The sequence below is a fragment of the Mesorhizobium sp. NPDC059054 genome, assembly GCF_042739215.1.
In the GTDB taxonomy this organism is placed as follows: Bacteria; Pseudomonadota; Alphaproteobacteria; order Rhizobiales; family Rhizobiaceae; genus Mesorhizobium.
The window spans coordinates 1,275,776-1,294,456 of record NZ_JBHYHV010000001.1; the positions used below are offsets into that span (position 1 = coordinate 1,275,776).

General features: G+C 61.5%; 21 protein-coding genes. 13 read left to right on the top strand and 8 right to left on the bottom strand.

From position 1 onward, the window contains the following. Positions 1-38: 38 nt before the first annotated feature. Positions 39-848: an FAD binding domain-containing protein gene (locus tag ACFWXH_RS06240; RefSeq protein ID WP_379118400.1), complete on the top strand. Its 810-nt coding sequence runs from the start codon at positions 39-41 to the stop codon at positions 846-848. A gap of 52 nt (positions 849-900) precedes the next feature. On the opposite strand, the gene ACFWXH_RS06245 is transcribed toward ACFWXH_RS06240, so the two are convergent. Continuing rightward, positions 901-1,764, bottom strand: a complete 864-nt coding sequence (locus tag ACFWXH_RS06245; RefSeq protein ID WP_379118402.1) for an NmrA family NAD(P)-binding protein — start codon at positions 1,762-1,764, stop codon at positions 901-903. Positions 1,765-1,959: 195 nt separating this feature from the next. On the opposite strand from ACFWXH_RS06245, the gene ACFWXH_RS06250 reads away from it, so the two are divergent. Then, positions 1,960-2,598 carry a class I SAM-dependent methyltransferase gene (locus ACFWXH_RS06250; protein WP_379118404.1) on the top strand — a complete coding sequence of 213 codons (639 nt, stop codon included), beginning with the start codon at positions 1,960-1,962 and terminating at the stop codon, positions 2,596-2,598. A 322-nt stretch (positions 2,599-2,920) separates the two neighbouring features. Next, positions 2,921-4,297 (top strand): OFA family MFS transporter, encoded by a 1,377-nt coding sequence (locus ACFWXH_RS06255; protein ID WP_379118406.1) that lies wholly within the window; start codon positions 2,921-2,923, stop codon positions 4,295-4,297. A 176-nt stretch (positions 4,298-4,473) separates the two neighbouring features. Here ACFWXH_RS06255 and ACFWXH_RS06260 read toward each other — a convergent pair whose 3' ends face one another. After that, positions 4,474-4,968 (bottom strand): GNAT family N-acetyltransferase, encoded by a 495-nt coding sequence (locus ACFWXH_RS06260; RefSeq protein WP_379118408.1) that lies wholly within the window; start codon positions 4,966-4,968, stop codon positions 4,474-4,476. After that, a complete protein-coding gene (locus ACFWXH_RS06265) occupies positions 4,965-5,732 on the bottom strand; it encodes a copper homeostasis protein CutC (RefSeq protein ID WP_379118410.1) in 768 nt (255 codons plus the stop codon). Before ACFWXH_RS06265 ends, ACFWXH_RS06260 begins: the two co-directional genes overlap by 4 nt. Before the next feature lie 426 nt (positions 5,733-6,158). Between ACFWXH_RS06265 and ACFWXH_RS06270 the strand changes: the two genes are divergently transcribed. The 5 genes from ACFWXH_RS06270 to msuE are packed head-to-tail and all read left to right on the top strand — an operon-like array spanning position 6,159 to position 10,640. Continuing rightward, positions 6,159-7,169: an ABC transporter substrate-binding protein gene (locus ACFWXH_RS06270; RefSeq protein ID WP_379118412.1), complete on the top strand. Its 1,011-nt coding sequence runs from the start codon at positions 6,159-6,161 to the stop codon at positions 7,167-7,169. Between the two features lie 55 nt (positions 7,170-7,224). Further along, positions 7,225-8,013 (top strand): taurine ABC transporter ATP-binding protein, encoded by a 789-nt coding sequence (locus tag ACFWXH_RS06275; RefSeq protein ID WP_379118414.1) that lies wholly within the window; start codon positions 7,225-7,227, stop codon positions 8,011-8,013. Beyond that, positions 8,010-8,864 (top strand): ABC transporter permease subunit, encoded by an 855-nt coding sequence (locus ACFWXH_RS06280; protein WP_379118416.1) that lies wholly within the window; start codon positions 8,010-8,012, stop codon positions 8,862-8,864. Before ACFWXH_RS06275 ends, ACFWXH_RS06280 begins: the two co-directional genes overlap by 4 nt. Before the next feature lie 35 nt (positions 8,865-8,899). Beyond that, on the top strand, positions 8,900-10,051 hold the full coding sequence (gene ssuD, locus ACFWXH_RS06285) for an FMNH2-dependent alkanesulfonate monooxygenase (protein WP_379118418.1): 1,152 nt from the start codon (positions 8,900-8,902) through the stop codon (positions 10,049-10,051). A 28-nt stretch (positions 10,052-10,079) separates the two neighbouring features. Continuing rightward, on the top strand, positions 10,080-10,640 hold the full coding sequence (msuE, locus tag ACFWXH_RS06290; RefSeq protein ID WP_379118420.1) for an FMN reductase: 561 nt from the start codon (positions 10,080-10,082) through the stop codon (positions 10,638-10,640). A 27-nt stretch (positions 10,641-10,667) separates the two neighbouring features. On the opposite strand, the gene dusA is transcribed toward msuE, so the two are convergent. The 3 genes from dusA to ACFWXH_RS06305 form a co-directional block, all read right to left on the bottom strand. Then, positions 10,668-11,687, bottom strand: coding sequence for a tRNA dihydrouridine(20/20a) synthase DusA (gene dusA / locus ACFWXH_RS06295; RefSeq protein WP_379118985.1), 1,020 nt, complete (start codon positions 11,685-11,687; stop codon positions 10,668-10,670). Between the two features lie 98 nt (positions 11,688-11,785). Then, the gene (locus ACFWXH_RS06300; protein ID WP_379118422.1) at positions 11,786-12,490 is read right to left on the bottom strand and encodes a TIGR02281 family clan AA aspartic protease; all 705 of its coding nucleotides are present in this window, start codon (positions 12,488-12,490) and stop codon (positions 11,786-11,788) included. Between the two features lie 5 nt (positions 12,491-12,495). Continuing rightward, positions 12,496-12,729, bottom strand: coding sequence for a DUF1289 domain-containing protein (locus ACFWXH_RS06305; protein ID WP_379118424.1), 234 nt, complete (start codon positions 12,727-12,729; stop codon positions 12,496-12,498). 204 nt (positions 12,730-12,933) lie between these two features. On the opposite strand from ACFWXH_RS06305, the gene ACFWXH_RS06310 reads away from it, so the two are divergent. Next, entirely contained in the window at positions 12,934-13,929 is a 996-nt protein-coding gene (locus ACFWXH_RS06310; protein WP_379118426.1) for a nicotinate-nucleotide--dimethylbenzimidazole phosphoribosyltransferase, read from the top strand. A gap of 105 nt (positions 13,930-14,034) precedes the next feature. Here ACFWXH_RS06310 and ACFWXH_RS06315 read toward each other — a convergent pair whose 3' ends face one another. Next, the gene (locus tag ACFWXH_RS06315) at positions 14,035-15,558 is read right to left on the bottom strand and encodes a sensor histidine kinase (protein ID WP_379118428.1); all 1,524 of its coding nucleotides are present in this window, start codon (positions 15,556-15,558) and stop codon (positions 14,035-14,037) included. 73 nt (positions 15,559-15,631) lie between these two features. On the opposite strand from ACFWXH_RS06315, the gene ACFWXH_RS06320 reads away from it, so the two are divergent. The 4 genes from ACFWXH_RS06320 (at position 15,632) to ACFWXH_RS06335 (ending at position 18,132) form a co-directional block, all read left to right on the top strand. Next, on the top strand, positions 15,632-16,252 hold the full coding sequence (locus tag ACFWXH_RS06320) for a thermonuclease family protein (RefSeq protein ID WP_379118430.1): 621 nt from the start codon (positions 15,632-15,634) through the stop codon (positions 16,250-16,252). Between the two features lie 45 nt (positions 16,253-16,297). After that, positions 16,298-16,909 carry a glutathione S-transferase gene (locus ACFWXH_RS06325; RefSeq protein ID WP_379118432.1) on the top strand — a complete coding sequence of 204 codons (612 nt, stop codon included), beginning with the start codon at positions 16,298-16,300 and terminating at the stop codon, positions 16,907-16,909. After that, on the top strand, positions 16,849-17,532 hold the full coding sequence (locus ACFWXH_RS06330; RefSeq protein ID WP_379118987.1) for a uracil-DNA glycosylase family protein: 684 nt from the start codon (positions 16,849-16,851) through the stop codon (positions 17,530-17,532). Before ACFWXH_RS06325 ends, ACFWXH_RS06330 begins: the two co-directional genes overlap by 61 nt. 108 nt (positions 17,533-17,640) lie before the next feature. Beyond that, positions 17,641-18,132, top strand: a complete 492-nt coding sequence (locus ACFWXH_RS06335; RefSeq protein WP_054313024.1) for an Lrp/AsnC family transcriptional regulator — start codon at positions 17,641-17,643, stop codon at positions 18,130-18,132. 6 nt (positions 18,133-18,138) lie between these two features. Here the strand turns inward: ACFWXH_RS06335 and ACFWXH_RS06340 are convergent, their stop codons facing one another. Continuing rightward, positions 18,139-18,678 (bottom strand): GNAT family N-acetyltransferase, encoded by a 540-nt coding sequence (locus ACFWXH_RS06340; RefSeq protein ID WP_379118434.1) that lies wholly within the window; start codon positions 18,676-18,678, stop codon positions 18,139-18,141. Positions 18,679-18,681: the final 3 nt, after the last annotated feature.

Below are 18,681 nucleotides of genomic sequence, written 5' to 3' on the forward strand. Positions count from 1 at the left end.
TCGCTACTCTCTACTCGCTCCCGAAGGGAGAAAGAACCATGTACTCCGTCAACTACCATCGCGCCAATTCGGTCGCGGATGCGGTGAAACTGCTGAAGACCGGCGATGCCAAGCTGCTTTCGGGCGGCATGACGTTGATCCCGGCCATGAAAACCCGACTGGCGGCGCCGTCTGATCTGGTTGATGTGTCCAGGATCGCGGCGCTGAAGGGCGTCAAGGTCAGCGGCAAGACCGTGACCATCGGTGCAGCCACCACGCATTACGAGGTGTCGACCGACGCCAAGCTGCAGAAGGCGTGTCCCGCGCTGGCCGAGCTTGCCTCGATGATCGGCGATCCGGCGGTGCGTCATCGCGGTACGATCGGCGGCTCGATCGCCAACAATGATCCGGCCGCCGACTATCCGGCCGCCATGGTGGCGTTGGGGGCGACGATCGTCACCAACAAGCGGGAGATCGCCGCCGACAAGTTCTTCAAAGGCCTGTTTGAGACGGTGTTGAAGGATGGTGAGATCGTTACCGCCGTCACGTTTACCGCACCCGCCAAGGCAGCTTACCAGAAGTTCCGCAACCCGGCCTCACGCTACGCCATCGTTGGCGTGTTCGTGGCCAAGGGCAAAGCGAATGGCAAAGATGACGTGCGCGTTGCTGTCACCGGCGCGGGCGATGATGGCGTCTTCCGAGCCAAGACGATTGAGGCCGCGCTGGCCAAATCGTTCGATCCGGCGGCTGTCGCCGGCGCCAGGGTATCGGCCGATGGCCTGATGACCGATATCCACGCTTCGGCCGATTACCGCGCAAATCTGATCGGCGTCATGGCAAAACGCGCCGTGGCTGCCGCCAACGGCTGATGGCACTCGCAATCACCGTAAGGAGAAGGGGCCGGAAGGCTCCTTTTTCATTTCAGCGAGCATTTTTCACCAGGTCGTCGACGTAGCTTTGCAAAGTGGTGCGACCCCGTTTGACATTGTCGAGTTTGGTGGTGGTCTCGTCGACCACGGTGCCTGTCATGCGGGCGTAGGATTGTGCGGCAGGCTTGGAAAATCCGAACTGCTCGAAAGTTTCCACCCACCTTTCGCGTGGAATGACTTCGACGTCTATCGTCTTGTCGAGAGCTTCGGAAAAGGCACTTGCGACGTTGCGCGGCGTGTAATGTTCAGGACCTTCGACATAGCGTAGATCGGTCTCGTCGACCGGTTCGAGCAGGCGCGCGGCAGCGGCTTCGCCGAGGTCTTGTGGGGCCACCATCGGAATGGAAAGATCTGCCGGCAGGAAGCTTGGCAGCTTGCCGCTGGCTTGAACGGCATCGAGCATGCCACCCCAGTTGCTCATGTAGTAGGCGCCGCGATTGATGGCCGTCGCAATTGGTTGAGCTTTCAGCGCCTCCTCGAACTCGTGAAGAACGGTCAGGTCGCCGCATCGCTCGCCCGGTCGGGCACCATAGGTCGATGCCAGGACCACCTTCTCCAGCCCTGAGCCGTCGAGTGCCGTCACGATGGCTGCCAGATTGGCGCGTTCTTCCTTGTCGGTGTCGGTCGAGGGAGCGGCTGGCGGGTTGAGGAGAAATGCACGCCTGCCGGTGCGGAACACCTGTCGCAACCCATCGGTATCGCGAACATCGGCAACAACGATCCTCGCACCGGCCTTTTGCAGGTCTGCGCCGTGATCGGCATTGCGCGTGACTACGGTTACCGGCTTGCCGCGTTTAAGAAGTGTGCGTGCCGTTGCCGAACCAACCTGGCCTGCTCCGCCGACAATGATGTGCATTATGCTTCTCCTTGTCCTGAAACCACCATAGCGGTGGCTGTTGTCGGAACGTGTCAGGAGAGTACGGGTTCATTTGCATTCGTGATCGGCAGTCGGGTTCACGCGTTTCAGGGACGATGATCGCGGGCGCAATGTTCGGGTAATGCGAATTGCCTTTGATGGACAGGAGCCGATAGCTGCATGAGGAGCCTTCGCATGAGCGTTGCGAACGACGCCCGCTTCTGGGATCGAAGTTCGCGGGATTATGCCAAATCGGCGATTGCGGATGAGGACGGATACAAGCGAACGCTTGAGCGGACACGTTCGCTGCTCAATTCAGACGATCGTGTTCTTGAGCTCGGCTGCGGCACTGGAACCACCGCATTGCGGCTGGCGGGTGTGGTGAGGGGCTATCTAGCGACAGATTTTTCATCGGCCATGATCGCGATCGCCGAGGAAAAACACGCGGCCGCATCCACCTCCGGGCTGGAGTTCCGCACGGCGACCGTCGAAACCCTGGGCGCCGATGTTGGGTGGTTCAACGCTGTTCTCGGCTTCAACTATCTCCATCTTGTACGAGATCTACCGGGCACGTTGCGCTGCATCCACGGCCTGCTCGCTCCAAATGGACTGTTCATCTCCAAGACGCCTTGTCTCGGCGACATGAACCCGCTCATCCGCCTGGCGCTTCTCCCGGCGATGCGTCTCATCGGCAAGGCACCTTATGCGGGCTCCTTCAGCACGAAGGAACTCGGCCTCTGCATCGCACTCGCCGGTTTCGAGGTTCTCGTAGTTGAAAACCATGCCGCAAAGGGCAATGACAGGCGCCCCTATATCGTGGCACGCAAGAGATAGGCTGTGTCACCGACCACCGTAGATCAGCTGTCTGCGATGCAAACACAGCCGCAACGCTTCTGATCGCCTCATCGCAAAGCGACGAAACCGAGCCGCTGGCCTGGCACCATGGGAACGGTTTTCGCAATGCCGGCAGCGTCTCGTTCGGGCATTTGCAGTCCATCCCGGAAGTGTTCCTGGTGAAGGATCTGCGTTAAGGCCGAGCATCCAGCTTCGTATATTAGCAATGTCGCAATTAGACATTGGTAGTGGTGAGGGCATTCGCCGTTGCTTGCTCTCGTCGCAGTTCTATCCTCCCGGCAACTGAAGAGGGAGGAGAGAGATGCAAGCCAGGACGGAAGCCCCAGGCAGCTGGCTCGACCGTGCGCATACCGTCGCCGAACCCGGTTTCAACCGGTGGCTGGTGCCGCCAGCGGCCCTTTGCATCCATCTGTGCATCGGCCAGGCTTATGCCTTCAGCGTCTTCAATCTGCCGATGTCGAAGCTGATCGGCATCGCCGAATCCGCGCCGGACGACTGGAAATTGACCAGCCTCGGCTGGATTTTCTCGATCGCCATCGCCTTTCTCGGGATCGCAGCGGCCTTCGGCGGCGGCTGGCTGGACCGGGTCGGGCCACGCAAGGCGATGGCGCTTGCCGCCTGCTGCTTCGGCGGCGGCTTTCTCATATCGGCACTCGGCGTCTATCTGCATCAGCTCTGGATCATCTACCTGGGCTACGGCGTCATCGGCGGCATTGGGCTCGGACTTGGCTATATCTCGCCTGTCAAGACACTGATCACCTGGTTCCCCGACCGGCCAGGCATGGCGACCGGCATGGCGATCATGGGTTTCGGCGGTGGCGCCTTCATTGCCTCTCCGCTCTCGGTCTATCTGATGAAGCTTTTTTCGACCGAAACCCACGTTGGTGTCGCCGAAACCTTCCTGGTACTGGGCGTCGTCTATTTCATCTTCATGATGATCGGCGCCACCCTCGTGCGCGTGCCGCCGGAGGGCTGGCGGCCAGCAGGCTGGACCCCTCCGGTGAAGCAAAGCGCGATGGTGACAAATGCCAACGTGCATCTCGACGATGCGTTGAAGACGCCACAGTTCTGGCTGCTATGGGGCGTGCTCTGCCTCAACGTCACCGCCGGAATCGGGGTGCTTGGCCAGGCATCGGCGATGAGCCAGGAAATGTTCCCAGGCCGCATTTCGCCGGCAGCAGCGGCAGGTTTTGTCGGCCTCCTGTCGATCTTCAACATGCTGGGCCGCTTCTTCTGGGCCTCGACCAGCGATTTCATTGGTCGAAAAACAACTTATGCCATTTTCTTCCTGCTCGGTGTGATCCTCTATGCGGCCGTGCCGTGGACGGGCCAGACCGGCAGCATCTTCTTCTTCGTGCTGTTCTACGGTGTCATCCTGTCGATGTACGGCGGTGGCTTTTCCACCGTACCTGCCTATCTGCGCGACGTGTTCGGCGTTCGTTATGTCGGCGCCATCCACGGTCGTCTGCTGACCGCCTGGTCGGTCGCGGGCGTGCTCGGGCCGGTTTTGGTCAATTATATCCGCCAGTACCAGATCGACAGCGGGGTGGCGAAGGCCGACGCCTACACGGTCACCATGTACATCATGGCGGGCTTGCTCGTTGTCGGCTTTGTGCTCAATCTTTTGATGCGGCCGGTGAACGAACGCTTTCATATGAAAGTCGAACAACCGGCTTGAGGGAGGATGGTATGGCCAACGAAACGCAAGGCGGTTCGATCAAGCTGCTGCTCGCCTGGCTGCTGGTCGGCGTCCCGCTGGTATGGGGCTTCTGGATGACATTGGTCAGTGCCCTGCCGCTGTTCCGGTAGCACTTGGAGAGATGAAGCGTAAGCAGCGGCGCTCTATCCCGGATTTCAGGCCTTCAGCTGCTTGGCATAGTAGCGAACGGCTTTCTTGCCGCCATGGATGACGGCTTCGCCGACTGCGCGGAAACCAAGGGCGGCGTGGAAGGCATCCGAGGTCGGATTGGGCGGGTCCAAATTGACCTCGCAGGTGACGATGTCGTGGCCTGCCGCCGCGGCGCGCGCGAACAGGTCTTCGTAGAGCCGGCGCGCATGACCGCGTCCCCGAGCGCTGGCTGCCACCACGATGCGGTCTACATAGACAAAGCGCGGATAGCGCCCCCGAAACCACAGGAAATTCGGACTGTCGTAGGCGGCTGTCTGGTCGAAGGTCAGCAGGAAAGCCTCAAGATCACCGATGCGGCTTGCCGAGAACGACGTGCCGATCAATGCGGAGAGTTCTTCCGGTTCCAACCAGGATAGTTCGGCGGCGTTCTCATTGTTGAGAACGAGCACTGCCGCTTCGTCGGCACCCCCGAGGGCCTCGATGGGAAGAGAAATCGTCATGCCCGCGCGGCCCTGATGGTGGCCGCCACAAGCGCCTCGTCGGTAACGGTGTTCCGGTATTCGCGGTCGAGATCGTCACCGCCCATGCCGACATGCGAATTGCGATAGAGCATGCCGCTGGCTTCTTCCCTGAGCGATGCGAAATGCATTTCGGTCAGCCCGGTCTTTGCCCGCACTGCGCCGATATTGTCGGGATCAAGGGCACCGCACCCCATGATGATGATGCGGCCGGCTGCTTGCTTGACCAGCGCTGCCAGAAGATCCGCCCCTTCCATGGCCGTGTCGCGCTGGCCGGAGGTGAGCACTCGTCCGACCTTGCAGCGGATCAGGGCTTCGAGCGCCTCGGTCGGGTCGCGTGTCATGTCAAAGGCCCGGTGGCAGGTGACGGCGAGCGGTCCAGCCGCGTCGACCAGGCCGACCATGCGCTCTTCGTCGATCTCGCCATCGGCGGTGAGGCAGCCGACCACGACGCCGGCGACGCCGAGTTCGCGAAGCGCTGCGACATCGGCCAGCATCGAGCGATACTCGGTCTCGCTGTAGAGGAAGTCACCGCCGCGAGGTCGCACGATGACGTGGAAGGGGATCCTGGCCAGTTCCAGCGCCAGGCGAACCGTACCGAGGCTCGGCGTGATGCCACCCTCCACCAGGCTGGCGCAGAGTTCCACGCGATCGGCGCCCGCGCTCTCTGCGGCGAGAAGGCCATCGATGCCCTCGACGCAGATTTCGATCACTGGGAGTTTCTTCGTCACATCGGGGCTGGCCAAGATCCGTTTCCAGTTCGGTTAGAGAGTGTCGATGCCCTAGCACTGCATGCCGTGAGGAGGAAGCGGGCAGGGCGATGAAATCAAGCTGCCAGTGGGCCAGCAATGATCGTTCAAACTTCGACGAGACCCGCTTGGGCGTCCGCGAGAACTCTTCACCGCTGGCGTCACCTTCGATCTCTCCGGCAGCATACCGCATACCGAGGCGAATTATGTCGGTTCGTCTTTAGCCGGCCCGGGGCGCGCCATTCCCCATATCGAACCCGGGTTCGGCATTTCGGTGTGTCGTTAGATAGATCGTTCGCATGTGCGGCGACATTCGCAAAAAGCTTTCTAAACTAATTCTACAAATTCAGTAGCGTTTAAGCCGATCAGCGACGTGCGCTGAGTTTCGAGGGCTAAACCTCGATCATGGAAAGGGGTAAACGCATGCGCAAACTCTTCACCGCCGCCCTCGCGGGGCTTTCGCTTGGCGCTTCCGTCTCGCTGGCTTTCGCCGCGGACGACAAGAAGGTGGTCATCGCCTACCAGACCGGCTCGATCCCTTACTTCGTCGGCATTGCCAATGGCGACATCGCCAGAAAAACCGGCTGGGATATCGAATTCCGCCGCTTCAATTCGGGCGCCGACATCTTCGCCGCCATTGCCTCCGGCGCCGTGCAGATCGGTGATGTCGGTTCCAGCCCCTATGCCGCCGCTGTCTCCAAGGGACTGGACGTCAAAGGTTTCTACATCTCCTCCGTCTCGCGCGACGGCGAGGCGCTGGTGGTTCGGCCCGAGATAACATCTCCGAAAGACCTGAAGGGCAAGAAGCTGGCCGCAGCGCCGGTTTCCACCGACCACTACCAGCTGCTCGCGGTGCTGAAGCAGGAAGGCATTGCCGAGAAGGATGCCCAGGTCATCGCCATTCCTCAGCCCGAGATCGTCGCGGCCTGGAAGCGCGGCGACATCGACGGTGCCTTTGTCTGGGATCCGGCGCTCTCCGAACTGAAGAAGAACGGCAAGGTGCTGTTGACGGCGGGTGAGGTGGCCGACCGTGGCGCCCCGACCTTCAGCGCGCTGGTCGCGACCGGCGAATTCGCCAAGGAGCATCCCGACTTCCTGACGCAGTATGTGCAACAGGTGGATGGCTACTTCACCTCCTTCGCCAACGACAAGGCGGCATGGGGCGCGGATTCGGAAAACATCAAGCTGATCGCCGGCCTGCAAGGCGGTACACCGGCCGACCATGCCGAGCGCATCAAGACGACCGTCGTGCCGCCGCTCGCCGAACAGCTTTCCGACAAGTGGCTGGGCGGTGGTGAAAACAGCGGCGTTGCCAAGATACTCAAGGACACCGCCGGCTTCCTGAAGGAGCAGCGCAAGATCACTGCTGTGAAGGACGACTACGGCGTCTTCGCAGACCCGCAATACGCGGCTGCTGCCAAGGTCTCTAACTGACGAATTGACCCGGCACGGGCTGAAAGCGGTTCGTGCCTGGTCTTGAGGGTTCACCATGCTCCAGATCCGAGACGCCAGCGTCACTTTTCCGGCCTCAGACGGCAGCGCCGTGCATGCGCTCGATCATGTGTCGCTGGATATCGCTCCCGATTCCATCGTCGTTGCGGTCGGCGCATCCGGTTGCGGTAAGTCGACGCTGCTCAACGCCATCGCCGGCTTCCTGCCGTTGACCGAAGGTTCGATCACGCTCGACGGTGAGGAGATCAATCGGCCTGGTGGCGATCGTGGCGTCGTCTTCCAGAAAGACACGCTGCTGCCCTGGGCAAGCGTTGTCGACAACGTCGCGCTGGGGCTGAAGTTTGCCGGCGTCTCGAGGACGGTACGGCGCGAGCGCGCTCGCGAACTGCTCGACCTTGTTGGTCTTGCCGATTTCGCCGACAAGCCGCCTTATGAGCTGTCGGGTGGCATGCGCCAGCGTGTCGGTCTGGCGCGTGCCCTGGCGACGGATCCGAAGATCCTGCTCATGGACGAGCCGTTCGGCGCCTTGGACAGTTTGACGCGCGAGACGATGCAGCAATTGCTAGCTTCAGTCTGGGCTCGCACCGGCAAGCAGGTCCTGTTCATCACCCATTCCATCGAGGAAGCGCTGACGCTGGGCACCACCGTGGTGGTGATGTCGCCGCGGCCCGGCCGCATCGTTGCGCGCTTCAAGGCGGGTTTCGTGCGCGAATTCGCCGAGACCGGTGACATCGGCCCGATCCTCTCCAACCCGCACTTCATCGAACTGCGCGAGGAAATCCGCGCGCTCATCCATCGGCCAGCCGGCAAAGGAACCTTGCAATGACGCTTGCCGCAGATCCACGCGCTGTCTTCACACACGTCCAGCCGGCGGCGCGTCGTCCGCCAACGAACCGGGCAAGCAAAACGGTATCGTCCGGTACGCTTCTGATAAGCACGATCACCTTGCTGGCGTTGCTCGCTCTGTGGTTTGTCGCGACCCAGCTCGGTTGGGCCACACCGTTGTTCCTGCCGTCGCCGGCGGAGGTGTTGACGCAGTTTCAAGCCGTCGCTCTTGACGGCTATGCTGATGGCACGCTCCTCCAGCACACGTTGGCGAGCCTCGGGCGGATCCTCGTGGCGCTCGGCATCGGCGTGGTGCTTGGCGTTCCGATCGGGTTGCTTATGGGGCTGAACCGCTGGGTACGGGGCACCCTGTCTGTGCCGATCGGGCTCTATTGGGGGCTGCCGCCGCTTGCCTATCTGCCGCTGCTGATCATCTGGCTGGGGATAGGTGAATCCTCCAAGATCGTTCTGCTTTCGCTGTCCACCTTCGCGCCGATCTGCTTCTCGGCGCAGGCCGGCGTGCGCTCGGTGCCGGTCGAGCGCATCAACGCGGCGCTTTCACTCGGCGCCACGCGGTTGCAGCTCTTCACCAACATCATCCTGCCTTCGGCGCTGCCCGAAATCCTGACCGGCCTGCGCATCGCGGTCGCCGCCGGCCTGTCGTGCCTCGTTGCGGCCGAACTCATCGCCGCCCGCTCCGGGCTTGGCTACATGATCATGTCGGCCGCGAACTTCCTGTCGACCGATGTGGTTTTCGTCGGCCTCATCCTCATTGCAGTCCTGGCTTTCCTGTTCGCCATCGGCATGCGCTGGCTGGAGCGCAGGCTGGTGCCCTGGAAGGGCAAGATCTGAACAATCGATACAAGCGATCGCAGAAGGAACATTCCATGTCCAACGCGCCCCTCGACGTCTACTGGTATCTGCCGACTCATGGCGACGGGCCATATCTCGGTACCGACGAGCGGCACCGCCCGGCAACCTTTGGTTATCTCAGAGAAATTGCACAGGCAGCGGACAGGCTCGGTTTCAAGGGTGTGCTTCTTCCCACGGGCACGCGCTGCGAAGATGCCTGGATCACGGCGGCTGCGCTGATCCCGCAGACCGAGCAATTGCGTTTCCTGGTGGCTCTGCGGCCTGGGAGCGGCACGCCTGCGCTGTTTGCGCGCCACGCCGCGACGCTCGACCGTATCTCGAATGGTCGTGTCCTGCTTAACGTTGTCACCGGCGCCGACCCCGCCGACCTTGCTGGTGACGGCAACAAGCTAAATCACACCGAGCGCTACGCACAGACCGATGAGTTCCTGACGATCTGGCGTGACATGCTTTCGGGTGAGGAGGTGGATTTCGAAGGTCAGTATCTCTCGGCGAAGGGCTCGGACATTTCGTTTCCGCCGGTGCAGAAGCCTTATCCGCCGCTCTGGTTCGGCGGTTCGTCGGATGCCGGCATCGCAATCGCCGCCAAGCATGTCGATGTTTACCTGAGCTGGGGCGAGCCGGTCGATCAACTCGCTGAAAAGCTGGAACGCGTGCGCGTGGCTGCGGCCAGGGAAGGACGCAGCATCCGCTTCGGTTTGCGTATCCATCTCATCGTACGCGAGACCGAAGAAGAGGCCTGGGCCGCAGCGGACCGGTTGATCAGCCATGTCACCGACGAGGTGATCGCCGAGGCGCAGAACAATTTCGTCAACGTTTCGGAATCGGTTGGCCAGAAGCGCATGTCGGCACTGCACCAGGGACGCCGCGACAAGCTGGTGGTCGGGCCCAATCTATGGGCAGGGCTTGGACTGGTGCGTGGTGGAGCGGGGACCGCGTTGGTCGGCAGCCCCGACAATGTCGCCGCCCGTATCCGCGAATACCAGGCGATCGGCATCGAAACCATAATCGCTTCGGCCTATCCGCATCTGGAAGAGGCTTACAACGTTGCCGAACTGCTGTTCCCCAAGCTCAATCTGCACGGTGAAACCGCGCCGGCACTGCGCGGCTGGGATGTCGAATTCGGGCGCGGTGCGCGCCCCCGCGTCGTCGCCTCGGCATCCTGAGGCGCATTAAAGTAAAGGAGACTATCCCATGACCCGCGCGCGCATTGTCGGTTTTTCCGGCAACATCACCCGGCCGTCCAAGACCTCGGCCTTTGTCGACCACATCGTCCAGGAGATCGGCCGCCGCAACGGTTTGTCGGCAAGAAGCTGGGACATTGAAGACCTTGGCCCCTCGCTTGTCAGCGCACGCAGGGCGGGCGCGCTGGACGATCCGGCGCAGGCGATCCTGCAGGCGATCACGGAGGCCGATCTGCTTGTGATCGGTTCACCAACGTATAAGGGCAGTTACACTGGTTTGTTCAAGCATTTCTTCGATCTGCTTGACCCGACGGCACTTCGAGGCAAGCCGGTGCTCCTGACCGCGACCGGCGGCGGCGACCGTCATGCGCTGATCGTCGAACATCAATTGCGGCCACTGTTCGGCTTCTTTGAAGCCTTTGCTTTGCCGACCGCCGTCTATGCCACGGACCGCGATTTCGATAACGGTGTGCCTGTCTCCGAACCCTTGCTGCGGCGGGTGGCACAAGCGATCGGTGAGGCGGAGACAGTTCTCGGCAGCCGAGCGCCGCTTGCTGTAGCGGCTGAGTAAAGCGCCGCTCGCCACTGCGTTCCTGGTCTAGGCGGCCGCCTCTGCGTTGAAGTCGATCGAAGCGAATGCCGCCTTCAGCACGTCCGGTCCTGCGCCCGGGCGTGTGGCATCTGTGGACAGGATCTGCCGCCAGCGGCGCGCGCCCGGCAGGCCATGGAACAGGCCGACCATGTGGCGTGTGACATGGCCAAGCCGGCCGCCTTGTTCGATGTGGCGCGCAGTATAGCCGGCCATGGTGTCGATCAGGGCAGTAAAATCGAACGCCGTCGCCTGTTCACCGGACAAGGAAGCATCGACGGAAGCCAGAATGCCAGGCGTGTGGTAGGCGGCCCGGCCGAGCATCGCGCCATCGACATGGTCGAGATGGCCAACGGCATCTTCAACCGACGGGATGCCACCATTGATGCCGATGAAACGCTCTTGCAGCCGGGCTTTCAACCGATAGACCCGCTGATAATCGAGCGGCGGGATGTCTCGGTTTTCCTTCGGGCTCAATCCTTCCAGCCAGGCCTTGCGTGCATGCACCCACAAGGCGTCGGCGCCGGCGGCAAAGACGCCATCGGCCAAGGTGTCGAGCGCCGGCTCCGGGTCCTGGTCGTCAACGCCGATGCGGCATTTGACGGTGACGGGGACTTTCACCGCTGCCTTCATTGCGGCGACGCAGTCGGCAACGAGTGCCGGTGTCTTCATCAGGCAGGCGCCGAACGTGCCGGACTGAACGCGATCGGAGGGGCAGCCGACGTTGAGGTTGATCTCGTCGTAGCCGAAATCCTGGCCAATGCGCGCCGCTTCGGCCAGTTTCCGAGGGTCGGATCCGCCAAGTTGCAGCGCGACCGCGTGTTCGACCGCATCGAAACCCAGCAACCGTTCGCGCTGGCCATGGATCACCGCATCCGCCACGACCATCTCGGTGTAGAGTAGCGCGCGTCGTGTCATCTGCCGATGAAAGAAGCGGCAATGACGATCCGTCCAGTCCATCATTGGGGCAATGGAGAACACGCGCTGTCCGTAGAGCGTGCTTTCTTTCGTTTCAACGGTTTGCAGCATCACGCTGATATCTGGTCCTTCGGCGCTGTCGAGGCGTCGCCATGTAGCAGATTAAGCGGTCGCACGTAACCATGGCCTGCCTTGAGGCCTGGTGCGCCTCAATCGCGCAGGATCATGCGGTCGCCGCGCACATCGAAACCGGACAGCGAGCTGATGAAATTCATACCGAGCAGGCTCTGACCGAGTGTGCCGGGCGCGGCGATGAGGACAGGCATGTCGCGCCTTGCGATGCCGCCGAGCGCCAGTTCATTGGTGCGCACCGCTGCCGTGTTGGCGTTGCCGTTGGCCGTCGAAACACGCACGGTGTAATTCAAGCCATCCGGGTCGATCCCGGCAGCGCGGGCATCCTCGGCGGTGAGCACGGTTGTCGTCGCACCCGTATCGACGACGGCGTCGATCGGCTTGCCGTTGACGAGGATACGCGCTTGGAAATGGCCGTTGTTGCCCTTGTCGAGCGTCACCGTCGCGCGGCCGTCTTCCATGCCGAGCGCGAGCGGACTTCCGGGGACGAGGCCGGCGGTGATACGGCTGGCCACATCCTGCAATTCATAGCGGTACTGATAGCCGGCGATCAGCGCCAGCACGATCACGGCCCAGGTGCCGAGATTGCGCGCCATGCTGCCAAGCGGCTGACCGGAGCGCAAAAGACCGGCACCGATCACAGCGCCGATGATGCCAAGCCAGACCAGGTTGCCGAAATCGTAGTTTTGGAAGCCGAATGTGCTGCCGGCTGAATCATTGTAGGCGAGCAATGCTATCGCGGCCGCAATGACTACCAGGATGATAACAAGCGAGCGATTCATAGGCGTTAGGTCACCTCGCCGCGTTCGCGTGCCATGCGCGTGCGTCGCGTTTCGCGGCGCGGCTTGCGTTCCACCGTCGCGAGCCTTGCCGGCAGTTCGGCCATAACGGCCCGACGCCTTTCCGGCGCCATGTCGAGCCATGCCGAGATTTCATCGCGCGTACGTCCGCAACCGAAACAATAGCCGGTCTTCATGTCGATCGAGCAGACCAGGATGCAGGGCGATTCGATGGCCGTCATGGGAATATCCTAGGGGCATGCTCCCACATGGTGCAACGAATGTGGCAATGCAAGGTCTTGGGCTTGCGCCACTTAAGGTCGCCATCCGGCGTCCTTGCCGGCCGCTGTACGAATTTCGAAATCACACCGGGGTTGTTTTCGTGACCCATATGGTTGTGCGGGGCGGGCAGGGCGGCTATTGCCGGCTTCGAACAGGAACCTGTCATGACCAGCGCGCTGCCTTTCGACGATTTCCGCAACCTGATTGCCAACCTGCCGCCGATAGACGACGCTGCCGGCGAGCGGGTGCGCGTGCTGTTTGCCAAGGCGGACAAGTCGGTCGGGTCGCTGGGGCGCATGGAGGACATCGCAGCGTGGCTGGCCGCATCGAGCGGCAAGGCGCCGCCGGTGGTCAATCGCCCGCTGGTGGCGGTCTTTGCTGGAAATCACGGCGTGACCAGGCAAGGCATTTCACCTCGTCCCGTCGCGGCAACTGCGAATGCCGTCGAGCTATGCGCCGCTGGCGGTGCAGCAGTAAACCAGGCCTGCATCGCCTATGATCTCGGCCTCAAGGTCTTCGATCTCGCCCTGCACATTTCGACCGGTGACATCACCGGGGAAGCTGCGCTCGACGAGCGCGGTTGCGCCGCCACCATGGCTTTCGGCATGGAAGCAACAGCGGGCGGGACTGATCTTCTGTGTTTGGGTGATATCGGTGTCGGCAATTCCACAGTGGCGGCCGCACTTCTCGCGGCCGTGCTGGGCGGGAAGGGCGCTGACTGGGTTGGTCCTGGCTCCGGCGCTGACAAGGCCATGCAAGCGCGCAAGGTGGCTGCCGTGGATGCGGCGCTGGCGTTCCACGGCAGCAATCTGAAGGATCCGTTGGAAGCGCTGCGACGCGTTGGAGGACGGGAATTCGCGGCCATAGCGGGGGCGATCCTGGCAGCACGGATGCAGAATGTTCCAGTCGTTCTGGACGGATTTGCCGCGACCGCTGCAGCGGCAGTGCTCCATGCCGCCAATCCCACTGCGCTCCACCATTGCCTGCTCGCAGGCCTCTCCCGGGAGCCCGGTCACGCCGAGGCAGCCAGGTTGCTGGGGCTCGAGCCGCTGCTTGACCTTGGCATCAGTCATGGCGAGGGATTTGGCGCGGCGTTGGCAGCAGGCCTTGTCCGGGCCGCGGCCTTGACCAGTTCAGGCATGGCCGCAGCGGTTCGCTAATTGGATTAGAGCAATTCTAGGAAAAGCGTGCTGCGGTTTTCTGTCCGGAATTGCGTAAAAACAAAGAGTTAAAGTGTTCCTTGTTTCCGAGAAGACGAAAACGCTCTAGCGGCGGCGGCCTCCGGCCGCGATCTTGGTTGGCAGCGCGGGTAGTTGTTCCATCACCCTGGTCGGCGGGAAGATGGCAATTGCCTCGGTGCCTTCGCGCAGCTTCGAATAGAGTTCGAACTCTCCGCCATGCATGGCCATCAATCCCTGAACGATGGGCAATCCAAGGCCCGTCCCTTGTTCCGCGCTCTTGATGGCGATCGAGCCTTGGCCAAAGGCCGACAACACGACAGGGATTTCATCCGCTGGAATACCGGGTCCATTGTCCTTGATCGAGACGTATTGGCCGCCGCCCGCGGTCCAGCCCACACGCACGCGCACCTCGCCGCCGGTCGGCGTGAATTTCACCGCATTGGACAGAAGATTGAGAGCGATTTGGCGTACCGCCCGTTCGTCGGCGAACAGGCGCGGCAATTGGTGTTCAAATTCCTCGACGATGCGGATATCCTTGTTGCGTGCCCGCAATTCCATCATGTGGCAACAATCCTCGACGATCGTCAAAAGCGTCACCGGCTCCTCGTTGAGCTGGTAGCGGCCCGCCTCGATACGCGACAGGTCGAGGATTTCGTTGATCAGGTCGAGCAGGTGTCGGCCGGAATCATGCACGTCCGAGGCATAGGTCTTGTAGGTGTCGTTGCCCATCGGCCCCAGCACCTCATTGGCCATCACCTCCGAAAAGCCCAAAATGGCGTTGAGCGGCGTGCGCAGCTCATGGCTCATTGAGGCAAGAAAGCGCGACTTGGCGAGATTGGCTTCTTCTGCCCGCCGACGCGCCTCATCCGACATCGCCTTGGCCGTTTCGAGTTCAGCGATCAGCGAATCCTTCTCTGTGCGGAAGGACAAGAGCATCACCGAAGAGCGGTTAAGGTGATGTGCCACATAGGCGAAGAAAGGCAGCGCCACGACCAACAGCGCGACCATGATCGGCTCTGCCGGCATCCACCCGTTGGAGCCGACATAGGCATAGGTAGCGACGGGGATGGCAAACGTGGCGAGCAATGCGCCACGCAGCGAGGATGCCATGATCGCGGTGGCGGCCATTGCCATCAACAGCACAATGGCCTTGATGACCGAAAACTGGTCCAGGGTGCAAGCTCCGCAGCCGAGGGACGCGAAATAGGCCCAGCCGAGACCGCTCACGACGTGAGCAGCTAGGAATGCGTTGCGGATTGGCGCTGGCTTGATGTCTGCAGCTTCGCTGCGGTCTATGCGACGGGCGATGAAAGCAAGGCCCGCATAGCAGCCCATAGTGATCAATGCCCATGCCAGCGTATCGGCATTCATGCCAGCCAGCACGCCGGCAATTGCGATTGTAAGTACCAGCAACGGCACTGCGGCGGCACCATTGACGATCGCGCGAGCGTGGAGCTTCAGCAATTCGCGGTCGAAATCAGGGATGCCGGCCTGCTGGGAAAGACGGTCGCGCGTGCGCCGCACAGCGCGCGCGACATCGCTGTTGCGATGCGGCTTGCTGCGGTCCACAATGTTCTTGTCCGCCGTGTTCGAGCTTAGCAGTGGCATGAAACTTCAGTTATCGCGGGCAGCGGCTCCAATCTGGACGCTAAGGCGGAATGATTAAGAACTTGTTTGCCATATGAGCCGGTCGTGGTCGCAAAGGTCCGGGCGACGGCCTTATCCGCCGCGTCCGCGCAGTGCGTGGCGCAAGTTCTTCGACTATGCGCTGGCTTTTTTGTTCCTGGCGCTGATTGCACTGATCGTGGCGCGGTTCGACCGTGTTTCGACACGTCAGGAAAACGGGAAGGCGACCGTCAATGACGGCGATACGATCACGCTGGGCAATGAACGCATCCGCCTTCGGGGTATCGATGCGCCGGAATACACGCAACTGTGCCGCAAGGATGGGGTGGACTATCCCTGCGGGAAGCTGTCGAGACAGGCGCTGGCAAAACTGATTGGCGGGCGCGCGGTTTCATGCAGTGGATGGCAGCGTGACCGCTATGACCGGCTTCTAGGTGATTGCAAAGTGGATGACATCGATCTCAATGCCGAGCAGGTCCGAGCCGGCTGGGCGGTAGCCTTTGGCGACTATGAACTGGAGGAAGCGTCGGCGCGTGTGAAGCGTGCTGGCATCTGGGCCGGCAGTTTCGAGGAGCCGCGCGATTGGCGTCGCATCCATGACGGTGCCGTGGAGCCGAAGCATGGGACGCTGGCGAGTGTCGGTGACACCGTGCGAGAATTGTTTCGCTTCCGCTGAACCCGGTTCTATGGTTGGCACCGACGAAACAATCAGGAGCAGGCAATGAAATTGTTCGACGGAGGGCGCGCGCCCAATCCTCGTCGGGTCCGTATCTTCCTGGCCGAGAAGGGGCTGAGCGTACCGCTGGAACCTGTCGACATGGGGGCAATGGGACATCGAAGCGACACGGTCACTGCCCGCAATCCGCTACAGCGACTGCCGGTGCTGGAACTGGACGACGGCACGGTGCTCACCGAAACCATCGCCATTTGCCGCTATTTCGAGGAATTGCATCCCGAGCCGGTTCTGTTCGGCACGGGTGCGCTCGGCCGAGCCACGGTCGAGATGTGGCAACGGCGCATGGAGTTCAACCTGTTCACGCCAGTGGCGCAGGCCTTCCGGCACATCCATCCTGCCATGAAGGAATGGGAAGTGCCGCAGGTTCCCGAATGGGGCGAGGCCAACAAGCCCAAGGCAGTGGAATTCCTGCGCCTGCTCGACAAGGAGTTGGCCGGGCGCGAATTCATCGCCGGTGACAGCTATTCCGTGGCCGACATCACCGGTCTGGTCGCGGTCGATTTCATGAAACCCGCCCGGGTCCAGATGCCGGAAGACTGCATGCATGTGCAGCGCTGGCACAAGGCTGTCTCGGGACGACCAAGTGCCAGTGCCTGAACTGCATGAAGGCTGAATTGGAACAGCTTGTCTCCCAGGTGCGGGCTTGTCGTATCTGCGTCGAAATGCCGAGCGGCAGGCCCTTACCGCATGAGCCGCGGCCTGTGCTACGGCCGTCGTCGACCGCGCGCATTCTCTTGGCCAGCCAGGCACCGGGCACGAAGGTACATCTTTCCGGCTTGCCGTTCACCGACGCTTCCGGCGATCGGCTGCGGGATTGGTTGGGTGTGACCTCGGAAGAGTTTTACGACACTGAAAAATTCGCCATCGTGCCGATGGGCTTCTGTTTTCCGGGCCAGGACGCCAAGGGTGCCGATTTGCCGCCGCGTAAGGAATGTGCACCAGCCTGGCGTGCGCAACTCATGGCGGCAATGCCGCAGATCGAACTGGTTCTGACGATCGGTATCTATGCGCAAAGCTGGCATATGGGCGCGGCACGCCGCGCTTCGCTGACCGAGACCGTGTACGATTGGCGCAAGATCTGGAACGCTGCGGCTGGCCCGAAAGTGCTGCCGCTGCCGCATCCATCCTGGCGTAACACTGGCTGGCTGAAAAAGAATCCCTGGTTCGAAATGGAGTTGCTGCCATTCCTGAAATCGGAAATCCGCTCTCGCATTGATTGATTTCAGCGCAAATTATCACTCGTTTCACGGCGATTGGGCAGAATTCCTTTCTTGTCTGTGACAGAATTTCGAAGGAATATGGGGAAATATTTTCCTCGGGAGCCCAAGATGGATCGCCTTGATAGAAAAATCCTCCGCCTTTTGCAGGAGGACGCGACCCTTGCGGTTGCTGACGTCGCCAAGAAAGTTGGCCTGTCGACGACGCCGTGCTGGCGCCGCATTCAGAAGCTGGAGGAAGAGGGCGTCATCAAGCGGCGTGTCGCGCTGCTCGATCCGGAAAAGATCAACGCACGCGTGACGGTGTTCGTGTCCATCCGCACCAATTCGCACAGCCATGAATGGCTGCGCCGTTTCTCGGAAGTGATCCAGGAATTCCCGGAGGTGGTCGAGTTCTACCGCATGAGCGGTGATGTCGACTATCTGCTGCGTGTCGTCGTGCCGGATATCGCCGCCTACGACGCCTTCTACAAACGTTTGATCGCCAAGATCGAAATCCGCGATGTTTCCTCGGTCTTTGCGATGGAGCAAATCAAGTTCACCACTGAAATGCCGCTGGATTACATGACGCTCGATCGCGAGGCTGGCCAGAGCGCGGCTTGATTTTGTTCAGGCCGCTGTCAGGCGCATGATGTGCCTGCGGGAGCCCGCCGTGCCGGTTTCAAGGAAACCGCGGGCAAGAAACATGTCACGGAAGCCCATGAAGCGGTAACTTGGCGAAGCCTGCTCGACAGGATAGGCTTCAACCGCCCGAGCGCCTTTTGCGAAGGCATGTTCGACCGCCGCATCCAGCAGCGCCTTCGCAAGTCCGGAGCCGCGCCGTGCGCGCGGTACATAGAAGCAGACAATCGACCAGATGCCTCGTTCGGTATCGTCCTGCAGGCGCGAAAGCCTCCGATAGGTTTCTCGTGGTGCGACCGAGCACCAACCAATGGGATCGTCGGCATCGTAGGCCAGGATGCCGACCGGCGTTCCGCCGGCAATCCTCCCCACCATCAGACGTTTCTTTTCAGCATTCTCAACATGCTCGCGCGTATGCATGTCGCGCCATGCCATGCACCAGCAATAGCTCGGTCCGCCCTTGGCCTGGAACAGAGCTTCGAAATCGGGGCGGGTTTCTTTGGTCACTTCGGCGAAACGCAGACCCATGGC